Source organism: uncultured Tateyamaria sp., assembly GCF_947503415.1.
GTDB lineage: Bacteria > Pseudomonadota > Alphaproteobacteria > Rhodobacterales > Rhodobacteraceae > Tateyamaria.
Genome location: NZ_CANNDS010000007.1, coordinates 53,206 through 69,409, shown reverse-complemented (window position 1 = coordinate 69,409; position 16,204 = coordinate 53,206). Strand labels below are relative to the sequence as shown.

Annotated in this window: 17 protein-coding genes; 12 read left to right on the top strand and 5 right to left on the bottom strand. The window is 61.9% G+C overall.

All coding sequences use genetic code 11. The annotated features are described in order from the left end of the window. Positions 1–47 precede the first annotated feature (47 nt). Genes Q1A32_RS23090 through Q1A32_RS23075 form a run of 4 tightly spaced genes read right to left on the bottom strand, consistent with a single transcriptional unit; the run spans position 48 to position 2,493 of the window. Positions 48–533, bottom strand: coding sequence for a DUF6505 family protein (locus tag Q1A32_RS23090; protein WP_299658179.1), 486 nt, complete (start codon positions 531–533; stop codon positions 48–50). After that, positions 530–1,240 carry a biotin/lipoate--protein ligase family protein gene (locus Q1A32_RS23085; protein ID WP_299658177.1) on the bottom strand — a complete coding sequence of 237 codons (711 nt, stop codon included), beginning with the start codon at positions 1,238–1,240 and terminating at the stop codon, positions 530–532. The genes Q1A32_RS23090 and Q1A32_RS23085 overlap by 4 nt, the downstream gene beginning before the upstream one ends. Further along, complete coding sequence (locus Q1A32_RS23080) at positions 1,237–2,298, bottom strand: Mrp/NBP35 family ATP-binding protein (RefSeq protein ID WP_299658175.1); 1,062 nt, start codon at positions 2,296–2,298, stop codon at positions 1,237–1,239. The genes Q1A32_RS23085 and Q1A32_RS23080 overlap by 4 nt, the downstream gene beginning before the upstream one ends. Before the next feature lie 3 nt (positions 2,299–2,301). Further along, positions 2,302–2,493, bottom strand: a complete 192-nt coding sequence (locus tag Q1A32_RS23075) for a DUF6494 family protein (RefSeq protein WP_299616078.1) — start codon at positions 2,491–2,493, stop codon at positions 2,302–2,304. A gap of 57 nt (positions 2,494–2,550) precedes the next feature. Here Q1A32_RS23075 and Q1A32_RS23070 point away from each other — a divergent pair, with 57 nt between their 5' ends. Continuing rightward, on the top strand, positions 2,551–3,282 hold the full coding sequence (locus Q1A32_RS23070) for a hypothetical protein (protein WP_299658173.1): 732 nt from the start codon (positions 2,551–2,553) through the stop codon (positions 3,280–3,282). Here Q1A32_RS23070 and Q1A32_RS23065 read toward each other — a convergent pair. After that, entirely contained in the window at positions 3,276–5,237 is a 1,962-nt protein-coding gene (locus tag Q1A32_RS23065; RefSeq protein ID WP_299658171.1) for a 4Fe-4S binding protein, read from the bottom strand. The two genes, Q1A32_RS23070 and Q1A32_RS23065, sit on opposite strands and share 7 nt — an antisense overlap. Before the next feature lie 347 nt (positions 5,238–5,584). On the opposite strand from Q1A32_RS23065, the gene Q1A32_RS23060 reads away from it, so the two are divergent. From Q1A32_RS23060 to Q1A32_RS23010, 11 genes are all read left to right on the top strand, one after another. After that, positions 5,585–6,118 carry a DUF3305 domain-containing protein gene (locus Q1A32_RS23060; protein WP_299616149.1) on the top strand — a complete coding sequence of 178 codons (534 nt, stop codon included), beginning with the start codon at positions 5,585–5,587 and terminating at the stop codon, positions 6,116–6,118. After that, on the top strand, positions 6,115–6,657 hold the full coding sequence (locus Q1A32_RS23055; protein WP_299658169.1) for a DUF3306 domain-containing protein: 543 nt from the start codon (positions 6,115–6,117) through the stop codon (positions 6,655–6,657). Before Q1A32_RS23060 ends, Q1A32_RS23055 begins: the two co-directional genes overlap by 4 nt. Next, positions 6,657–7,280, top strand: a complete 624-nt coding sequence (locus tag Q1A32_RS23050) for a molecular chaperone (protein WP_299658167.1) — start codon at positions 6,657–6,659, stop codon at positions 7,278–7,280. Before Q1A32_RS23055 ends, Q1A32_RS23050 begins: the two co-directional genes overlap by 1 nt. A 56-nt stretch (positions 7,281–7,336) precedes the next feature. Beyond that, a complete protein-coding gene (locus Q1A32_RS23045) occupies positions 7,337–7,525 on the top strand; it encodes a twin-arginine translocation signal domain-containing protein (protein WP_299658165.1) in 189 nt (62 codons plus the stop codon). 147 nt (positions 7,526–7,672) lie between these two features. Next, on the top strand, positions 7,673–10,639 hold the full coding sequence (locus Q1A32_RS23040; RefSeq protein ID WP_299658163.1) for a formate dehydrogenase subunit alpha: 2,967 nt from the start codon (positions 7,673–7,675) through the stop codon (positions 10,637–10,639). Positions 10,640–10,651: 12 nt separating this feature from the next. Then, complete coding sequence (fdh3B, locus tag Q1A32_RS23035) at positions 10,652–11,260, top strand: formate dehydrogenase FDH3 subunit beta (RefSeq protein WP_039689579.1); 609 nt, start codon at positions 10,652–10,654, stop codon at positions 11,258–11,260. A gap of 235 nt (positions 11,261–11,495) precedes the next feature. Next, positions 11,496–12,185 (top strand): FKBP-type peptidyl-prolyl cis-trans isomerase, encoded by a 690-nt coding sequence (locus tag Q1A32_RS23030; RefSeq protein WP_299658161.1) that lies wholly within the window; start codon positions 11,496–11,498, stop codon positions 12,183–12,185. 36 nt (positions 12,186–12,221) lie between these two features. Then, positions 12,222–13,427, top strand: a complete 1,206-nt coding sequence (locus Q1A32_RS23025; protein WP_299658159.1) for a formate dehydrogenase subunit gamma — start codon at positions 12,222–12,224, stop codon at positions 13,425–13,427. Then, positions 13,408–14,706 (top strand): c-type cytochrome, encoded by a 1,299-nt coding sequence (locus Q1A32_RS23020; RefSeq protein WP_299658157.1) that lies wholly within the window; start codon positions 13,408–13,410, stop codon positions 14,704–14,706. Before Q1A32_RS23025 ends, Q1A32_RS23020 begins: the two co-directional genes overlap by 20 nt. 2 nt (positions 14,707–14,708) lie before the next feature. Next, positions 14,709–14,834, top strand: coding sequence for a hypothetical protein (locus Q1A32_RS23015; RefSeq protein WP_299616143.1), 126 nt, complete (start codon positions 14,709–14,711; stop codon positions 14,832–14,834). Between the two features lie 4 nt (positions 14,835–14,838). After that, positions 14,839–16,185 carry a sigma-54 dependent transcriptional regulator gene (locus Q1A32_RS23010; protein WP_299658155.1) on the top strand — a complete coding sequence of 449 codons (1,347 nt, stop codon included), beginning with the start codon at positions 14,839–14,841 and terminating at the stop codon, positions 16,183–16,185. The last annotated feature ends 19 nt before the right edge of the window (positions 16,186–16,204 follow it).

The following is a 16,204-nucleotide window of genomic DNA, read 5'->3' as shown; positions in this document are numbered from 1 at the left end:
GGCCCCCGCGTTGGTCGGATTGGCAAAGCCAATTCGAAATCCAGATGTCAGTGACCGTGATCCATATCGCCGTGGATCGCGAACTGATCCAGCCCGGCATCCTGTGGCGCAATGGATCGGTAGGCTTCGCGCACGCCGGCCTCGGTCAATTCACGCGATACGGTCAGCAGTGTATTGGGATCATGGTCCTCACACAGTTCGATCATCTGCGCCAATTCCTCGGCTGCAACAGGCCGGGCCGCTTCGGAAGAGGGGGCGCCGTAATAGGTCACGAAATGCCGCGCCAGAAGGCCGGTCAGTGTCTCTAGCTCAGATGCTTCCAACTGCGTGACGGCGACAAATGTCACGCGCCCCCCGGTTTCCAACCCGAACCAGCCGTTTGCAAAAGCCTGCCGCGCCTTGCCCGTCAAATCGCCTTCGCCCCAGTTCGAAAACTCGAACCCGCCCGAGATGCACCATTCACCCGTACGGGCAGGGGAGGCGAACACGTTCATGTCGCTTTCATCGAAATGGATCGCGCGGGCGAGTTTCATGTCTGTGCCTCCAGCAAAGATGTAAGCGGGATCAGGTGGGTCGTGTCATCGTCGCGCAAGAGCATGCCAAAATCTTCATCCACACCCAAAAACGTACCTGTTAGGGACTGGTTTTCAACCTCTTCACCAATGCCATGTGCCAGCGCACGCCATTCGGAATGCAGGGACGCCGCACCATCGTCTTCCCATCGGTTCAGCCAATTCAGCGTATGACGCGCCCATGCTTCCAGCAGGGTCGGGGGCGTCACGTCTGCGCAGCCTTCGGCGAACAACGCGGTTTCATCAGGGGTCAGTCCCATGTCATCTGATGGTGGTACCAGCGGCAGGGTGAACCCAACCACCAGCCAGTCCGGCACGGCCTTTGGGTCCGTATCCGATGCCATGACCTGAAACCCGCCACAGCGCGCGCCGTTCACACGGATGCCGCCCCACCAGTCCAGATGTACAGCCACCTCTGGCGGGGCGAGCGCGCCCAGGGCGTTCTGGAACCCGACACCGCACAGGGGCAGCATACTCATGGCCTTGGACAGCGGCACTTCGGGGGCAAAGACCAATGCCGCCTCCATATCCGCCGCACCCAATTTGTAAGAGATGAGGCCCGCATCACAGCCCAAGGTCGCCCGCATCACGGCGTGGTCAAAGGCGCTGTCCGGCGCTTCCTCGCCCCACATCAGCGGGGGGAACGTGACCTCGGTAACGTCGCTCATGCGACGCCCGCTTTGACAAGGCCGGCGGCCACGTCTTGAAACGCCTTGGCCTGTGGGCTGTCTGGCTGGCTCACGGTGATCGGGGCACCGCCATCTGACGCGAGACGGATTTGCAAATCCAACGGCACTTCGGCCAACAGAGGCACGCCCAGTTTCTCGGCTTCGGCCTTCACGCCACCGTGGCCAAACACGTGCTCTTCGTGCCCGCAGTTCGAACAGATATGCGTGCTCATATTCTCGATCATGCCGACGATGGGCACGTGCAGTTGCTGGAACATGTCCACACCTTTGCGCGCGTCCAATAGGGCGACATCCTGCGGTGTAGAGACTACAATTGCACCGTCCACCGCGAATTTCTGCGCCAATGTCATCTGCACATCGCCGGTGCCGGGGGGCAGATCGACAATCAGCACATCCAGCGCACCCCACTGCACTTGCGTCATCATCTGCTGCAAGGCCCCCATCAGCATCGGCCCACGCCAGACGACGGCCTGATCGTCGTTCATCATCAGACCGATGGACATCATGGTCACACCGTGGTTCCGCATCGGCAGGATTGTCTTTCCATCGGGCGACGCGGGACGACCAGACACCCCCAACATGCGGGGCTGTGACGGGCCGTAGACGTCCGCGTCCAACAGGCCGACGCGCCGCCCCTGTTGGGCCAAAGCGCAGGCGAGGTTGGCCGAAACGGTGGATTTGCCCACGCCGCCCTTGCCGGACGCGATGGCCAGAATACGGTCAATGCCCGGGACCTTTTGCGGCCCCTTGGGCTCTGCTGCGCGCTGCGGTTTCAGATCCGGCGGCGGGGCCTTGTCTGTGTGGCCCGTCAGAATGATGGACACGGATTCGATCCCGTCCAAAGCACCCACCGCGGCCTCGGCGGCGGTCTTGACGGCCTCATAGTCTGCGGCCTGTGCCGGGTTGATCTCCATCACGAAGCGGACCGTGCCGCCGTCCACGTTCAATGCCCGCATCACGCCTGAGGACACGATATCGCCGCCCGGTGCCTCGATCCCTTTCAGGACATCGAGAACCTGTTCCCTGCCTGTGCTCACGCCTTAGTCCTGTCCTTTGATCTCGCCCGTGACCTCGTGGGTCATGTCGAGCTCTTCGATGGTGATCAGCGCCTTGACTGCAAAGGTCTTGCCGCCGGTGTTGGCGCCGCGCATCGCCTCTTCGATCGCCTGTTGCGAGGTCACGCCGACCTGCTTCAGGAACTTGCGCATGGACATGTTGAAATCGTCGCTCATTGGGCTTTCCCCTCCCTATCGTTGACGGATCGCATGGGCGCGTTTTACGGTCGGGCCATGCGTATCCTTGTATTGATCTTGGCCTTGTTGCCGGGTTTGGCAATGGCCGATGACAAGCGGGTGGTATTCTATGCCCCGCCTGCCTTGATCGAAAGTGGGCTGATCAAGCATATCGCGCCGCGCTTTTCGCTGAAAACCCAAGTTAGGGTCGAAATTGTCGATGATCCGGCCGGTGCGGAGCTGGTGTTGGGACCTGACGGCCGCGCGTTGTTTTCCGGTCTGGGTCAGACGTGGCACCTGGATGTCCGTGGCGACACCAAGGGTGCGCAGCGGTTTGCAGACTGGCTGACGTCGGATGTGGGCCGCCGCACGGTGCAGAGTTTTGCGCCCGATGGTGAGGCGCTGTTCACAGAACCGAAGGTGCAGAAGGTGGCCGTTGCCAAGGTCGAGATCAGCGGTGATGCCATCGCGGGGCAGGGGGTGTCCTGGGCCAAATGCGGGCGCTGTCACGTGACCGAGCGGGGCAAGGACAGTTTCGGCATTGGCTCCACCCCCAGCTTTTTCGTCATGCGCGGATTTGAGGATTGGCAGGCGCGGTTTGCGGGCTTCTATGTGCTGAAACCGCACGCGGCCTTCACCCAGCTTGAGGGTGTGACCGATCCGTTCCCGATTGACCGACCGTCGCCCATTGCGCCCATCGAACTGACGCTCGATGACCTTGAGGCGATCCTGGCTTACGTCGCAATTCTGGATCCCGCCGATCTGGGCAAACCGCTGGAACATCAGTGATCGCGCCGCTTTGACAGGTAATCATCGGTGGTGCGCACGCGGGGTTTTTCGCCGCCCTGAAACGGATTGTCGTCCGCATGGAACTGCGCAGTGACCCGGCAATTGTCGCACATCTGGATCATCCGCAGCTTGTCGCCCGCGAACATGGCGTGGTCCTTGAGCTTGTCGGTGATCCGGTCGATTGCCGACTTGGAGCCAAAGAGCGATCCGCATTCGATGCAGGGGAAGGGTTCTTCCTCATTCAGGATGGTTTGGGTGAGGGCGGCGTCCGTCAGGTCGAGGCGTGGCGCGTAGGTGATTGCATCCTCGGGGCAGATATTGGCGCACAGGCCGCATTGCAGGCAAGCGTCCTCCTGGAACCTCAATTGCGGCTTGTCGGAGTTGTCGCCCAAGGCGCCCGACGGGCAGAGCGACACGCAGGACAGGCAGAGCGTGCAGGCGTCTGTGTCCACCAGCACCGCGCCGTAGGGTGCGCCCTCTGGCAGTGCGATCTGGTCGGTGTCGGGGTGCAAGGCGCGGGCCGCCTGCCGTGTGATTTGCCGCCGTGTGCCCATGGGGCGGACGGGTTGTGCGACGGGGGCAGGGGCCTCGGTCCCGTACAGCGCGTCGCTCATCGCATCCGGGTCCGGCGTGTCGAGGAGCGTCGCCTTGCCTTGGCCCGCGATGGCGGTGGTGAGCGCGATTTGCGTCTCTAACGCTGGGACATCGGCGGTGGGGCCGGGCAGAAGAGTAACGTTTGCAAAGCCTGCGGCAAGGGCAGCAACGGCTTCGGCGTGACCAAACGCACCAATGGCCGACATCTCCAGCGGGATCACGTCAGCCGGCAGGCCGCGCCCGTGCCGGGCGGACAGGCGGACCATCTCGGCCCCATGGCTGTCGTGGACCAGAAGGCGCGGAGCGGTGCCGCCTGCGTCAAGGTAGGCTTTGGCCATCGTCTGCACGCGACGCATCGTCAGGTCCACGGGCGGCGCGTCGTAGGTGATGGCTCCGGACGGGCAGGCGGCAGAACATGCGCCGCAGCCCGCGCAGATCATCGGGTCAATCTCGACATGGTCGCCGGCGGAAGTGATGGCACCTGTCGGGCAGAGGTCGAGGCAGTTGGTGCACCCCGTCTGTTCAGCGCGGGAATGGGCACAGAGCAGGGGGGCAGTTTTGACGTACAGCGTCTTTTCGAACGTGCCGGTCATGTGCGACGCGGCGAGGATCGCGGCGGCAACACCGGGCGCGTGGGTCGGGTCGGCGCGCAGGTAGCCGTCGCGCTTTTCATGCGCCGGGAACAGGGGTGTGTCACCGCGCAGATCAAGGATGACATCGCATTGCGACCGCGCGCCGTCCTGCGGGTCAGTGAGGGTGAAGGCCCCGCGCCCGCCGGGTTCAATTTGTTGCAGGGCGTCGATGACCACCTCGAACTGGGCAAAGGCCCCGGAGGCGCGGCGCAGCTTGCCCACGACAACGTCATAGGCGCGGGTGTCGGGGATATCGGCAGCGTCAGACAGCAGCACGGTGATGCCCAGATGGTCCTTGAGCTGTTCGGCTGCATCAAGTGCGACAGCGGCGGGGCCAAGGATCAGGCACAGCCCTTCGCTGATGACATCCAACGTCTTTTCCGGTGCTGCGGGCAGCATCGCATCGGCGATCAATGCGGACATTTTGGGCAGTTTCGGGGCGGCATCGTCGCTCCACCCGGCGCGGTCGCGCAGGTCCAGAGTGGGTGGGGCGGGGCGGTCCAGACCCTCTGCCAACTCCTCGAACACCCGCGATTCCTGGGTGCAGCAAAAAACGGCGTCGGGGTCGGCAAGGGCGGCTTCGGCTTGCGCCAATTGGGTGGTGCAGAGGGCAGAGCAGGGGGGACGGACGTCAAGTCCGGTGGCCTGTGACAGCCCTTCGGTATCTATGGTCTGGGTGCCCAAACAATCACACGTTATCAATGATTTGACCACGCTCAACTCCCCCATGACAGAGGTCGGTTTTGACCGCTGTTCGCCCGTGTAGTTGCCTCAGCCTAGACATGATTCGTTGTGCTTCACAAACCGTTTTCCGGTCAGGTCGGCCCCGTCCGGCGCCCAATCCGACGTCCGGTGATTCGGTTCTTGGTATGCGACGGTATTCCCGAGTGAAACAGTCGTGATGGACATTTTGGCCCTGAACGCCATGCGCCGCCGGACAGGCTGGCCAAACTGCCTTTGCGTCAGGGGAAACGGACAATTCCCCGACAAGCCGCTTTGAGGATGAAAATTTTGGCAGTTTTATAACGAGACAGGGAGGACATTGGGTGATCCGAAACCCCGACCAGTATCAGACCATGCCTTTGGGCGTCGTTTTGCGACGGCTGCCGGGTGTGACTCGGTGGGCGTCCTATTCCTGGAAAGCTGTCGCCGTGTTGCCGGGTGCTGGCCCTGCCGATTGGCAGGAGTTACGCCGCGAGGGCGAGGCGATCGAATACCACGCAGCAACCCTGCCGCTGGATCTGCATGGGGCAGAGACGGAGGCGTATCTGCATGGCCTGTCTGCCGCAGAGCCCGCGATCTACGTGGTGATGCGCGAGTGCCCCGGTGAGCAACCGCTTGAGGTGTTGCTGGTGACTGCGTCGCCTTACGAGGCGCAGGATTACACCGACAGCGGCGAGGAGATTGTCGAGAAAGTCCCAATGCCCGCCGGGTTGATGGCGTGGGTGCAGGGCTTTGTCACTGACTTTCACGAGGACGAGGTGTTCATCAAGCGCAAGCGCGACAAGAAGCGCATCGACTTGACGCAGGACGGCATTGGCGATCCGCGCATTCAAACGACGGCGGACATCTACGCGTCCCCCGCGCGGCAGCGGAGGCGGATGCATTGAACAGCGGGCGTGATTTCTGGTCCCGGCGGCGTGCCGGGGTAGAGGCCGAAGCCGAAGTGCTCGAGGCCCGTGTGGCCGAGGCACAGGATGCCGAACTGGCCGAACGCCCGGATGAAGAGATTTTGGCGGAGCTGAACCTGCCCGAGCCGGAGGCGCTGGACAGCGCGGAGGCCGTGCAGGCGTTCCTGAAGGAAGAACTGCCGCAACGCCTCAAGACCCGCGCCTTGCGACGGTTGTGGCGGCTCAATCCGATGCTCGCCAATCTGGATGGGCTGGTGGATTACGGCGAGGATTATACTGACGCCGCGACCGTCATCGAGAACATGCAGACCGTGTATCAGGTCGGCAAAGGGATGGTGACGGCCTTCCTTGAGGATGAGGAAGACGAGGCCGAAGAGGTCCCCGCCGAAGAGATCGAAGATAGTGAGGAAGAGGCCCCGCTGATTGCGCAGGCTGAACCCGTTCCCTTGCCAGAGCCTGAGCCGGAGCCGGTAGCGATGCCGCAGCGCCGGATGCGGTTCGCATTTGATACTGCATAATGGAAGACAAGACCGTGACAGCCGCTGAAGACACCTCAATCGCAGACATGGATCGCGCCCGCGCCGATCTGTACAACTTCCTTGGTGCGCTGCTGGCTGGTCCACCGGATGAGATGCTGCTGGCGCAGACCGCTGGTTTGAGTGGCGACGAGACGGAGCTGGGTCAGGCCATTGGCACCTTGTCCAAGCTGGCGAAGGTGACGAAGCCCAAGGCGGCGGAGTCTGAGTTCAACAAACTGTTCATCGGTCTGGGCCGGGGCGAGTTGTTGCCCTTTGCCAGCTACTACCTGACGGGCTTTTTGAATGAGAAACCGTTGGCGTTGTTGCGGCAGGACATGCTGGCCAAGGGTATGCAGCGGTCCGAGACGGTGTTTGAGCCCGAAGACAGCATTGCCAGCCTGATGGAGATGATGGCGGCGATGATCGTGGGCCGTTTTGGCACGCCTGCTGATGTGACCGAGCAAAAGCAGTTCTTCAACAAGCATATCGGCCCTTGGGCCGGGCACTTCTTTACCGATCTGGAGGAGGCGAAGACATCTGTCTTCTATTCCCCGGTCGGAACGGTGGGGAAGATTTTCATGGCCGTGGAGGCGGAAGCCTTCCGGATGAGCGGCGCCGAGTGATCGGCGTCAGATCGGTCGGGGCAACCCGGCCTTAAGCAGCGAAAGGAGACCTTTCGATGAGCAGGAAAGAAGACGGTGCATCGCGCCGCGATTTTCTGAAGCTGGCCGGGACCACGGCGCCGATTGCGGCGGTGGCGGTTGCGACCGGTGCGCAGCAGGCCGAGGCGGCAGAGCCGGACCTGACCTCGGAGAAGATGCAGGATACCGCGCACACGCGCGCGTATTTTGAGAGCGCCAAATTCTAAAGCGCATGCGAGACCGCACCGCCCGGGAATAAGCCCGGACGAGGCAGGCCAACAGCGACTGGTTGCGTGACGCCCGACTGCTGAAAGCCAAAGTGAGAGACCAAGCGAGCCGTTCGGGAACGATGGCAAGCAAGGGAGGAAGCAACAATGCTTAGGAAAAAGACCAACGGGGTTGCGCGACGCCCCCAGCGGACAAGTATCCTGACTGAAGCGGCAAACGCTTCGGTAGACCGGCGCGCGTTTCTGCGCGGATCGGGACTGGTGATCGGGGGCCTGTCGGCCATTGCCGCCACGGGTGGAACCGTCACCCAGGCCAATGCTGCGACCGCCGCAGCGGGCAAAGTGGATTTGAAAAAGACGGTGTGCACGCACTGCTCGGTCGGCTGTACGGTCGTGGCCGAGGTGCAGGACGGTGTCTGGACGGGTCAGGAGCCCGGCTGGGACAGCCCGTTCAACCTTGGTGCCCACTGTGCCAAAGGCGCTGCCGTGCGCGAACACGCCCATGGCGAACGCCGCCTCAAGTACCCGATGAAGAAAGAGGGTGGTGAGTGGAAGCGCGTCTCATGGGAGCAGGCGATCGACGAGATCGGCGGCGGCATGATGAACATCCGCGAGGAAAGCGGCCCGGACAGCGTGTACTGGCTCGGTTCGGCCAAGCACAACAACGAACAGGCCTACCTGTTCCGCAAGTTCGCCGCCTACTGGGGCACGAACAATGTGGATCACCAGGCGCGGATCTGTCACTCGACCACTGTTGCGGGTGTTGCGAACACATGGGGCTACGGCGCCATGACCAACAGCTACAACGACATCCATAACTCCAAGGCGATCTTTATCATTGGTGGCAACCCGGCCGAGGCACACCCCGTGTCCCTGCTGCACCTGCTGCGCGCAAAGGAGCAAAACAACGCCCCCGTCATCGTGTGTGACCCGCGCTTTACCCGCACGGCAGCCCATGCGGATGAATATGTGCGCTTCCGTCCGGGTTCGGACGTGGCGCTCGTTTGGGGTATCCTTTGGCACATCTTCGATAACGGGTGGGAGGATCAGGAATTCATCCGCACCCGTGTCTGGGGCATGGACCAGATCAAGGAAGAAGTGGCCAAGTGGACGCCCGAGGAAGTCGAGCGTGTGACCGGGGCACCTGGATCTCAGCTGAAGCGCGTGGCGCGGACGCTGGCCAACAACCGCCCCGGCACCGTGATCTGGTGCATGGGTGGCACGCAGCACACCAATGGTAACAACAACACCCGCGCGTACTGTGTGCTCCAGCTTGCTCTGGGCAACATGGGCACGTCCGGTGGCGGTACCAACATCTTCCGCGGCCACGACAACGTGCAGGGTGCCACGGACCTTGGTGTTCTGTCTCACACGCTGCCCGGCTACTACGGACTGTCGGCAGGTGCATGGGGCCACTGGGGCCGTGTCTGGGGTGAAGACTCCGAATGGCTGGCAGGGCAATTTGCCAAGGTCACCGGTGCGGACGGCAAAGAGAAGTCGCTTCAGAACCTCACCGGTATTCCGGTGTCGCGCTGGATCGATGGTGTGCTGGAAGATCCCGAGAACACGGATCAGCCCAGCAAGGTGCGTGCCATGGTTCTGTGGGGCCACGCGCCCAACTCGCAGACCCGCATGGTCGAGATGAAAAAGGCGATGGAACAGCTGGACATGCTGGTTGTCATCGACCCCTTCCCGACCGTGTCTGCAGTGCTGCATGATCGCACCGACGGTGTGTATCTGCTGCCGGCCTGTACCCAGTTCGAAACGCGCGGCTCTGTCACGGCGTCGAACCGGTCGATCCAGTGGCGTGAGAAGGTCATTGATCCCCTGTTTGAATCCAAGCGGGACGAAGAGATCATTGCCCTGTTCGCTCAGAAGTTCGGCTTCCACGACCGTATCTTCCGCAACATCAAGTTGGAGGAAGACGGCCTGACGCCGGATGTCGAGGACACGCTGCGCGAGATCAACAAGGGCATGTGGACCGTTGGCTACACCGGTCAGTCGCCTGAGCGGATCAAGAAGCACATGGCGAACCAGCACACGTTTGATCGCACCACGCTGCAGGCCATTGGTGGCCCCGCAGATGGCGATTATTACGGTCTGCCATGGCCCAGCTGGGGCACGCCCGAGATGAACCATCCGGGCACGCCGAACCTGTATGACATGTCCAAGCCCGTGGCTGAGGGGGGTTTGACCTTCCGTGCGCGCTTTGGTGTGGAACGGGACGGTGACAACCTGCTGGCCGAAGGGGTCTACAGTGTCGGGTCGGAAATTCAGGATGGCTATCCTGAGTTCACGTATCAGATGCTCAAGGATCTTGGTTGGGACAGCGACCTGACCGAAGAAGAGCGGCGCGGGATTGCGCGCGGTGCTTCATTGGAAGGGTTCAAGGAAGTCGGAGAAGCGGGCATGTCGCCGTTCCCGTCGGATTATGACGACAGGGTCGCCGGTGTGAACTGGAAGACCGACCTGTCGGGCGGTATCCAGCGGGTCGCGATCAAGCATGGCTGTGCGCCCTTCGGGAACGCCAAGGCCCGCGCGGTCGTCTGGACCTTCCCCGATCCGGTGCCTGTCCACCGCGAGCCCCTGTATACGAACCGCAGGGACCTTGTGGCCGACTACCCCACCTACGAAGACCGGAAGTTCTATCGCCTGCCGACGATGTACGCATCGATCCAGAAGCAGGACTTTTCGAAGGACTACCCGATCATCCTCACCTCCGGCCGTTTGGTCGAATATGAGGGCGGCGGGGACGAAACCCGGTCGAACCCGTGGCTGGCCGAGCTGCAGCAGGACATGTTTGTCGAGATCAACCCGCGTGACGCCAACAATCTTGGTGTGCGGGACGGCGCGCAAGTCTGGGTCGAAGGGCCCGAAGGCGGCAAGGTCAAGGTTATGGCGATGGTCACCAACCGGGTGGGCGAAGGCGTGGCCTTTATGCCCTTCCACTTTGGCGGTCATTTCCAGGGTGAGGATCAACGCTCGAAATATCCCGAGGGTGCCGATCCATATGTGTTGGGTGAAAGCACCAACACGGCCCAGACCTATGGCTATGATTCAGTAACCCAGATGCAAGAGACCAAAGCGACTCTCTGCAAAATCTGGACAGCGTAAGGAGGAAACGACATGGCATTAGGAGGACAGGCGAGAGCCAAGTTCCTGTGCGACGCCGAGCGCTGCATTGAATGCAACGCTTGCGTCACGGCGTGTAAGAACGAGCATGAAGTGCCCTGGGGCATCAACCGCCGCCGCGTGGTGACCATCAATGATGGTGATCCCGGCGAACGGTCGATTTCCGTGGCCTGCATGCACTGTTCCGATGCACCTTGTATGGCGGTCTGCCCGGTAGACTGCTTTTACCAGAACGAGGAAGGAGTGGTTCTGCACTCCAAGGACCTCTGCATCGGGTGTGGATATTGCTTCTACGCGTGCCCCTTTGGCGCGCCGCAATTCCCGCAGGCCGGCAACTTCGGCTCCCGCGGCAAGATGGACAAATGTACCTTCTGCGCCGGTGGTCCCGAAGAAACCCACTCCACCGCGGAGTTCGCCAAGTACGGGCGCAACCGGATCGCCGAGGGCAAGCTGCCCATCTGCGCCGAGATGTGTTCGACCAAGGCGCTGCTGGCCGGTGATGGCGACGTTGTGTCGGCCATCTACCGCGAGCGTGTGGTGGCCCGTGGCTTCGGCTCGGGCGCGTGGGGCTGGGGTTCAGCCTACGGCCGTCAGGACGGCTAAACGAAAGGGATCGTCGGCCAGTGTGCCCAACCCACGCGCCGACAGTCCCCCAAACCCGGGCAGCGGTAAGGCTGCCCGGGCGATCACAGTCATGAAATCGGGCGCCGCGTGGCGCCCCTTTTCCAAACACGGCCCGCAGCGGAGTTCCGCGCGCTCCGCTTCTGTTTATTTGGGTTCATCGCGCAGAGGCGCTAGCAACGATCGTATGATGTTTCCGTTTCTTGAAAGGCTTCCCATGCATCGTTTCACTTCCGCGCTGGTTCTGACCGTGGCCCTGTCCGCAGCAGCTCCGACCATGGCGCAAGACGCCCCTGCGCTTGACACCGTCGAGGCGCGCGTCGCCTATGGCATAGGCCTGCAGATCGGCCAGCAACTGGCGTCGCAAGGCATTCCCGACTTTGATGTCGACGCGCTGGCGCTGGCCATTCAGGATCGGCTGGATGGGACGGCACCTCGATTGGATGACGCTGAAATACAAGCCGCCTTTGCCGCGCTGAGCGCCAAGGCTGAAGAGCAGGCGCAAGCCCGCGGAGAAACAGCGCTGGCAGAGGGGAATACCTTCCTTGACGCCAACCGCGACGAGGATGGCGTGATCACCACCGAAAGCGGCCTGCAGTACAAGGTCATCGAAGAAGGGTCAGGCGAGAGCCCCGCCGCGACAGACTCCGTGACCGTGCACTATGAAGGTCGACTTTTGACGGGCACTGTCTTTGACAGTTCCATTGCCCGTGGCACGCCTGCGTCCTTTCCGGTCAATGGGGTGATCCGTGGCTGGCAGGAAGCGCTGCAACTGATGAAGCCCGGTGCCACGTGGGAGGTCTGGATCCCGTCCGAGGCCGCCTATGGGACCCAAGGGGCCGGGCAATCCATCGGTCCGAATGAAGTCCTGAATTTCACCATCGAGTTGATCAGTATCGACAGCTAACGCCGCACCCGCCCGCGGCAAACGGAGAGACATGACATGCTAAGAGCGTTTCTGGTTTTGGTTCTTTGCCTTGGGCTGCTGCCCGTCTCGGCGCCTATGGTGTCGGCACAGGAGACAGTGACAGATCGGTCTGCCACGGGCGGGGCGCAAACGCTCGAGGACATTCTGGCGCGTCAACGCGGCGAAGAGGTCGCACCCAGAACAGGCGATGCTGCAAGTGCCGCGCGCGATCTGTCGGGGCAGTTGGGCACGCTTGGTGGTGCATCCGATCCCGATCTGTGGCGTGCGTTGCGCTATGGGTCTGCCGACATCACCGTGTCATCGGGGGGCGAGGTTGCGTCGGTCCTGATGCAGGATGGCGGCATGGCGTGGCTGGAGTTCCGCGAGGGTCCGCTCGCCAAATACGGCGGCTATCTGTTGCTGGGGACCATTGCGCTGCTGCTTGTGTTCTTTGTCCTGCGCGGTCGGGTCAAGCTGGATTACGAAAAGACCGGGCGCACCGTCACCCGGTTCAAGACGATGGAGCGGGCGGCGCATTGGCTGCTGGCCGGATCCTTCATTCTGCTGGGCATCACCGGCCTTCTGACCCTGTTCGGGCGCATGTTCATCGCGCCCTACATCTCAAAGGATTTCAACGCCACGCTGCTGCTGGCGTCGAAATACATCCACAACAACGTGGCGTGGGCCTTTATCGTGGCGCTGTTTGCGGTGTTCGTGATGTGGGTCTGGCACAACATCCCGAACCGCACCGACATCACGTGGTTTGCGCAGGCCGGTGGCATTGTCGGGTCCAAGCACCCCCCCGCCAAGAAGTTCAACGGTGGCCAGAAAATCATCTTCTGGTCCGTGATCCTGCTGGGGGGCTCGATTTCCCTGTCCGGGGTGTCGCTGCTGTTCCCGTTCGAGCTGCCGATGTTCATGAAGACCTTTGATCTGATGCGCAGCGTAGGGATCGAAAGTCTGCCGATCTATGGGCCGCTGCCCACGGCCCTCGCCCCGCATGAAGAGATGCAGTACGCCCAAGCGTGGCACGCCATTGTCGCCTTCGTGCTGATGGCGATCATCATCGCGCACATCTATATCGGGTCGGTCGGCATGGAAGGGGCGTATGACGCCATGGGCACGGGCGAGGTGGACGAGGCCTGGGCCAAACAGCACCATTCGCTGTGGCTGGAAGAGTTGCAAAAGAAAGGCGAGGCGGCCCCCAAAGATGCCCCGAAAAATGCGACGCCTGCTGAGTAGCCTGCTTGTGTGCCTCGCGCTGCCCGCCGGCGCGCAGGAGTTCACCACCTACAAGGGACATGGTGGGCCGATCATGGCGCTTGATGTGTCGCCCGATGGGACGCTTGCCTCGGCCAGCTTTGACAATTCGGTTGGGGTCTGGCCCGGCCCGCAATGGTTGGAGGGGCATGACGCCGCGGTGACGGCCCTGAATTATCAGGCGGGGCCGGTGGCCTTTTCCGGCGGGGACGACTTTCGGGTGCTGATGTGGCGCGCGGGGCAGTCCGAGCCGTACGAACTCACCAAAATGAAAGGCAAGATCAGCGGCATCGCCATCTCACCGGATCAGAGCCGTGTTGCCATCGCCAGTTGGGATGGTTCCATCCGCCTTTTGAGCTTTTTCGACGCGCTGGACAGCAATGACGACCCGCCGTCGGTTAAGATTGGCGGAGACCTGCTGGGCCACCGGTCAAATGTCACAGACGTGGCTTTTTCGCCCGATGGCACGCTTTATTCCGCCTCATCCGATGGAACGGTGCGGGTTTGGGAAGGCGACGGGTCCCGTATCATCGCCAATCAGGGCTTTGGCATTAACCGGATTGTTGTTGCGGATGACTGGCTTGCCTATGGCGCTTTGGATGGGGCAACGCGGATCATCGATCTGACAAGCGAAGACGAGCTTGTCGATTTGACCCTTGATCGTCGCCCGATCCTGTCGATGGACCACCACGCGCCCTCTGGACAGCTCGCGGTTGGGGATGGGCAGGGCTTCATCATGATGATCGACACAAAAACGTGGCAGATCACGCGCGACTTTCGCGCCATGCGACAGGGGCCGGTTTGGGCGCTGGCGTTTTCAAACGATGGCACGGTGATCCATGCCGGGGGGATCGACGACGTGATCTATGCCTGGCCTGTTGCCTTGCTTGACACGTACGATCCCGCCGGAGGGGAACAGCGCAGTTTCCTGCGCGATGCCGAGACGATGAGCAATGGCGAGCGGCAGTTCATGCGCAAATGCTCGATCTGCCACAGTCTTGAGAACGGCCCGTCGCGCAAGGCAGGGCCGACGCTGCACAATGTGTTCGGGCGCAGGGCAGGGGTGGTCGATGGTTATCGCTACTCGCCAATCCTTGATGGTTCGGACATTGTGTGGGACGACACCACCATTGATGCGCTCTTTGACCAAGGGCCTGACCATTACATCCCCGGCTCTAAGATGCCGATGCAGGTGATTGCCGAACCGCAGGACCGGGCTGATCTGATTGCGTTTCTGCGCACGGCAACCAAGGAGGACTGAACATGAAAGCCATGATGATGGGCTTTGCCGCGATGATCGCAATCTCGGTCGGCTCGTATTTCGTGCTGCAGGAGATGGGGTTTTCTGCGGATGCCGTGCATTCGGGTGACGCCGTAAGGCTGGACTGAAGCCATGAACGCGCCGCGCTCGACTCCCGACATCTATGGCAAGTCCCTTGCCGGGGCGTCGATCCTTGTGATCGATGACGAGCCGGGCATGCGGCATTTTCTGACCAAGACGCTGGAACCTCGGGTCAAGCGGGTCGAGGCCGTCGGCTCGCCCGCGCAGGCGACCAAGGCGCTGGACGAGGCGCAATACGACTTGGTGATCCTTGATAATTTGATGCCGGGTGGCACGGGCCTTGATTGGCTGACCGAACAGAAGCGCAAGGGGTTCTTTGCCGACGCGATCCTGATCACCGCCTATGCAGATCTGGAAACGGCCATTGCCGCCTTGCGCGCCGGGGTCAGTGACTTTGTGCTTAAACCGTTCCGCGCAAACCAGATTTTGGGCGCTGTGGCCCGCACGCTGGATCGCAAGTACCTGCAACGGGACAACACGCTGCTGCGGCGCGAACTGTCGTCGGGCAACGGACATGGCAAGCTGCTGGGCAATTCCGAACCCATGGAAGACGTGCGTGCGATGCTGGCGCGTCTGGCCCCCTTGCCCACGCCGGTGTTGTTCACCGGGGCCAGTGGAACAGGAAAGGAGATGGCTGCGCGGCATTTGCATGATGCGTCCGACCGGGCGGACGCCCCCTTTGTTCCCGTGAACTGCGCCACAATCCAACCCGACCGTTTTGCCGAAGAGTTGTTTGGCGTGGTCGAGGCCGAAGATCGTCTGAAGCCCGGCCTTTTGCTGTTGGCGGATGGGGGGTCGCTGCTGCTTGATGAGATTGCGCAGATGCCTGAGACGGTTCAGGCCGCCCTGTTGCGCGTTCTGGAGGATAAGAAGGTGCGACCAGTGGGGGCGGAACGGGAGATCCCGCTGAACGTTCGATTCCTGTTCGCAACCAATGATGACATCGAGGCGTCGGTGGCGGCTGGTCGCTTCCGCGCGGACCTGTATCACCGTATTCACGTGGTCAAGATCGACATGCCGCCCCTCAAGGACCGGATGGAGGATATTGTCGAACTGGCCGCGCATTTCATGGCGCAGTTTTCGGCCTCGCTGGCCATGCCCTCGCTTGAGTTGGACGAGGAAACGCTGTTGAAACTGCGCCGCTACGACTGGCCCGGCAATGTGCGCGAGTTGCGCAATCTGATTGAGCGGTCGGTCATTCTTGGGGCCTTCCCCGAAGAGTTCTCGGGCGGCGGTAGTGTCACGGGCGCGCAGGCCATCGAGAACCTTGATCTTGTCGTGCAGCGTCACATCCTGCGCATGCTTGACCTATGCGATGGCAACCGGGCCGAGGCGGCGCGCCGGCTGGGTGTGTCGCGCAAAACCATCGACCGGAAGATGGCTGTGTGGTCTGAATAGGCGCGCAGCAGACGTCAGG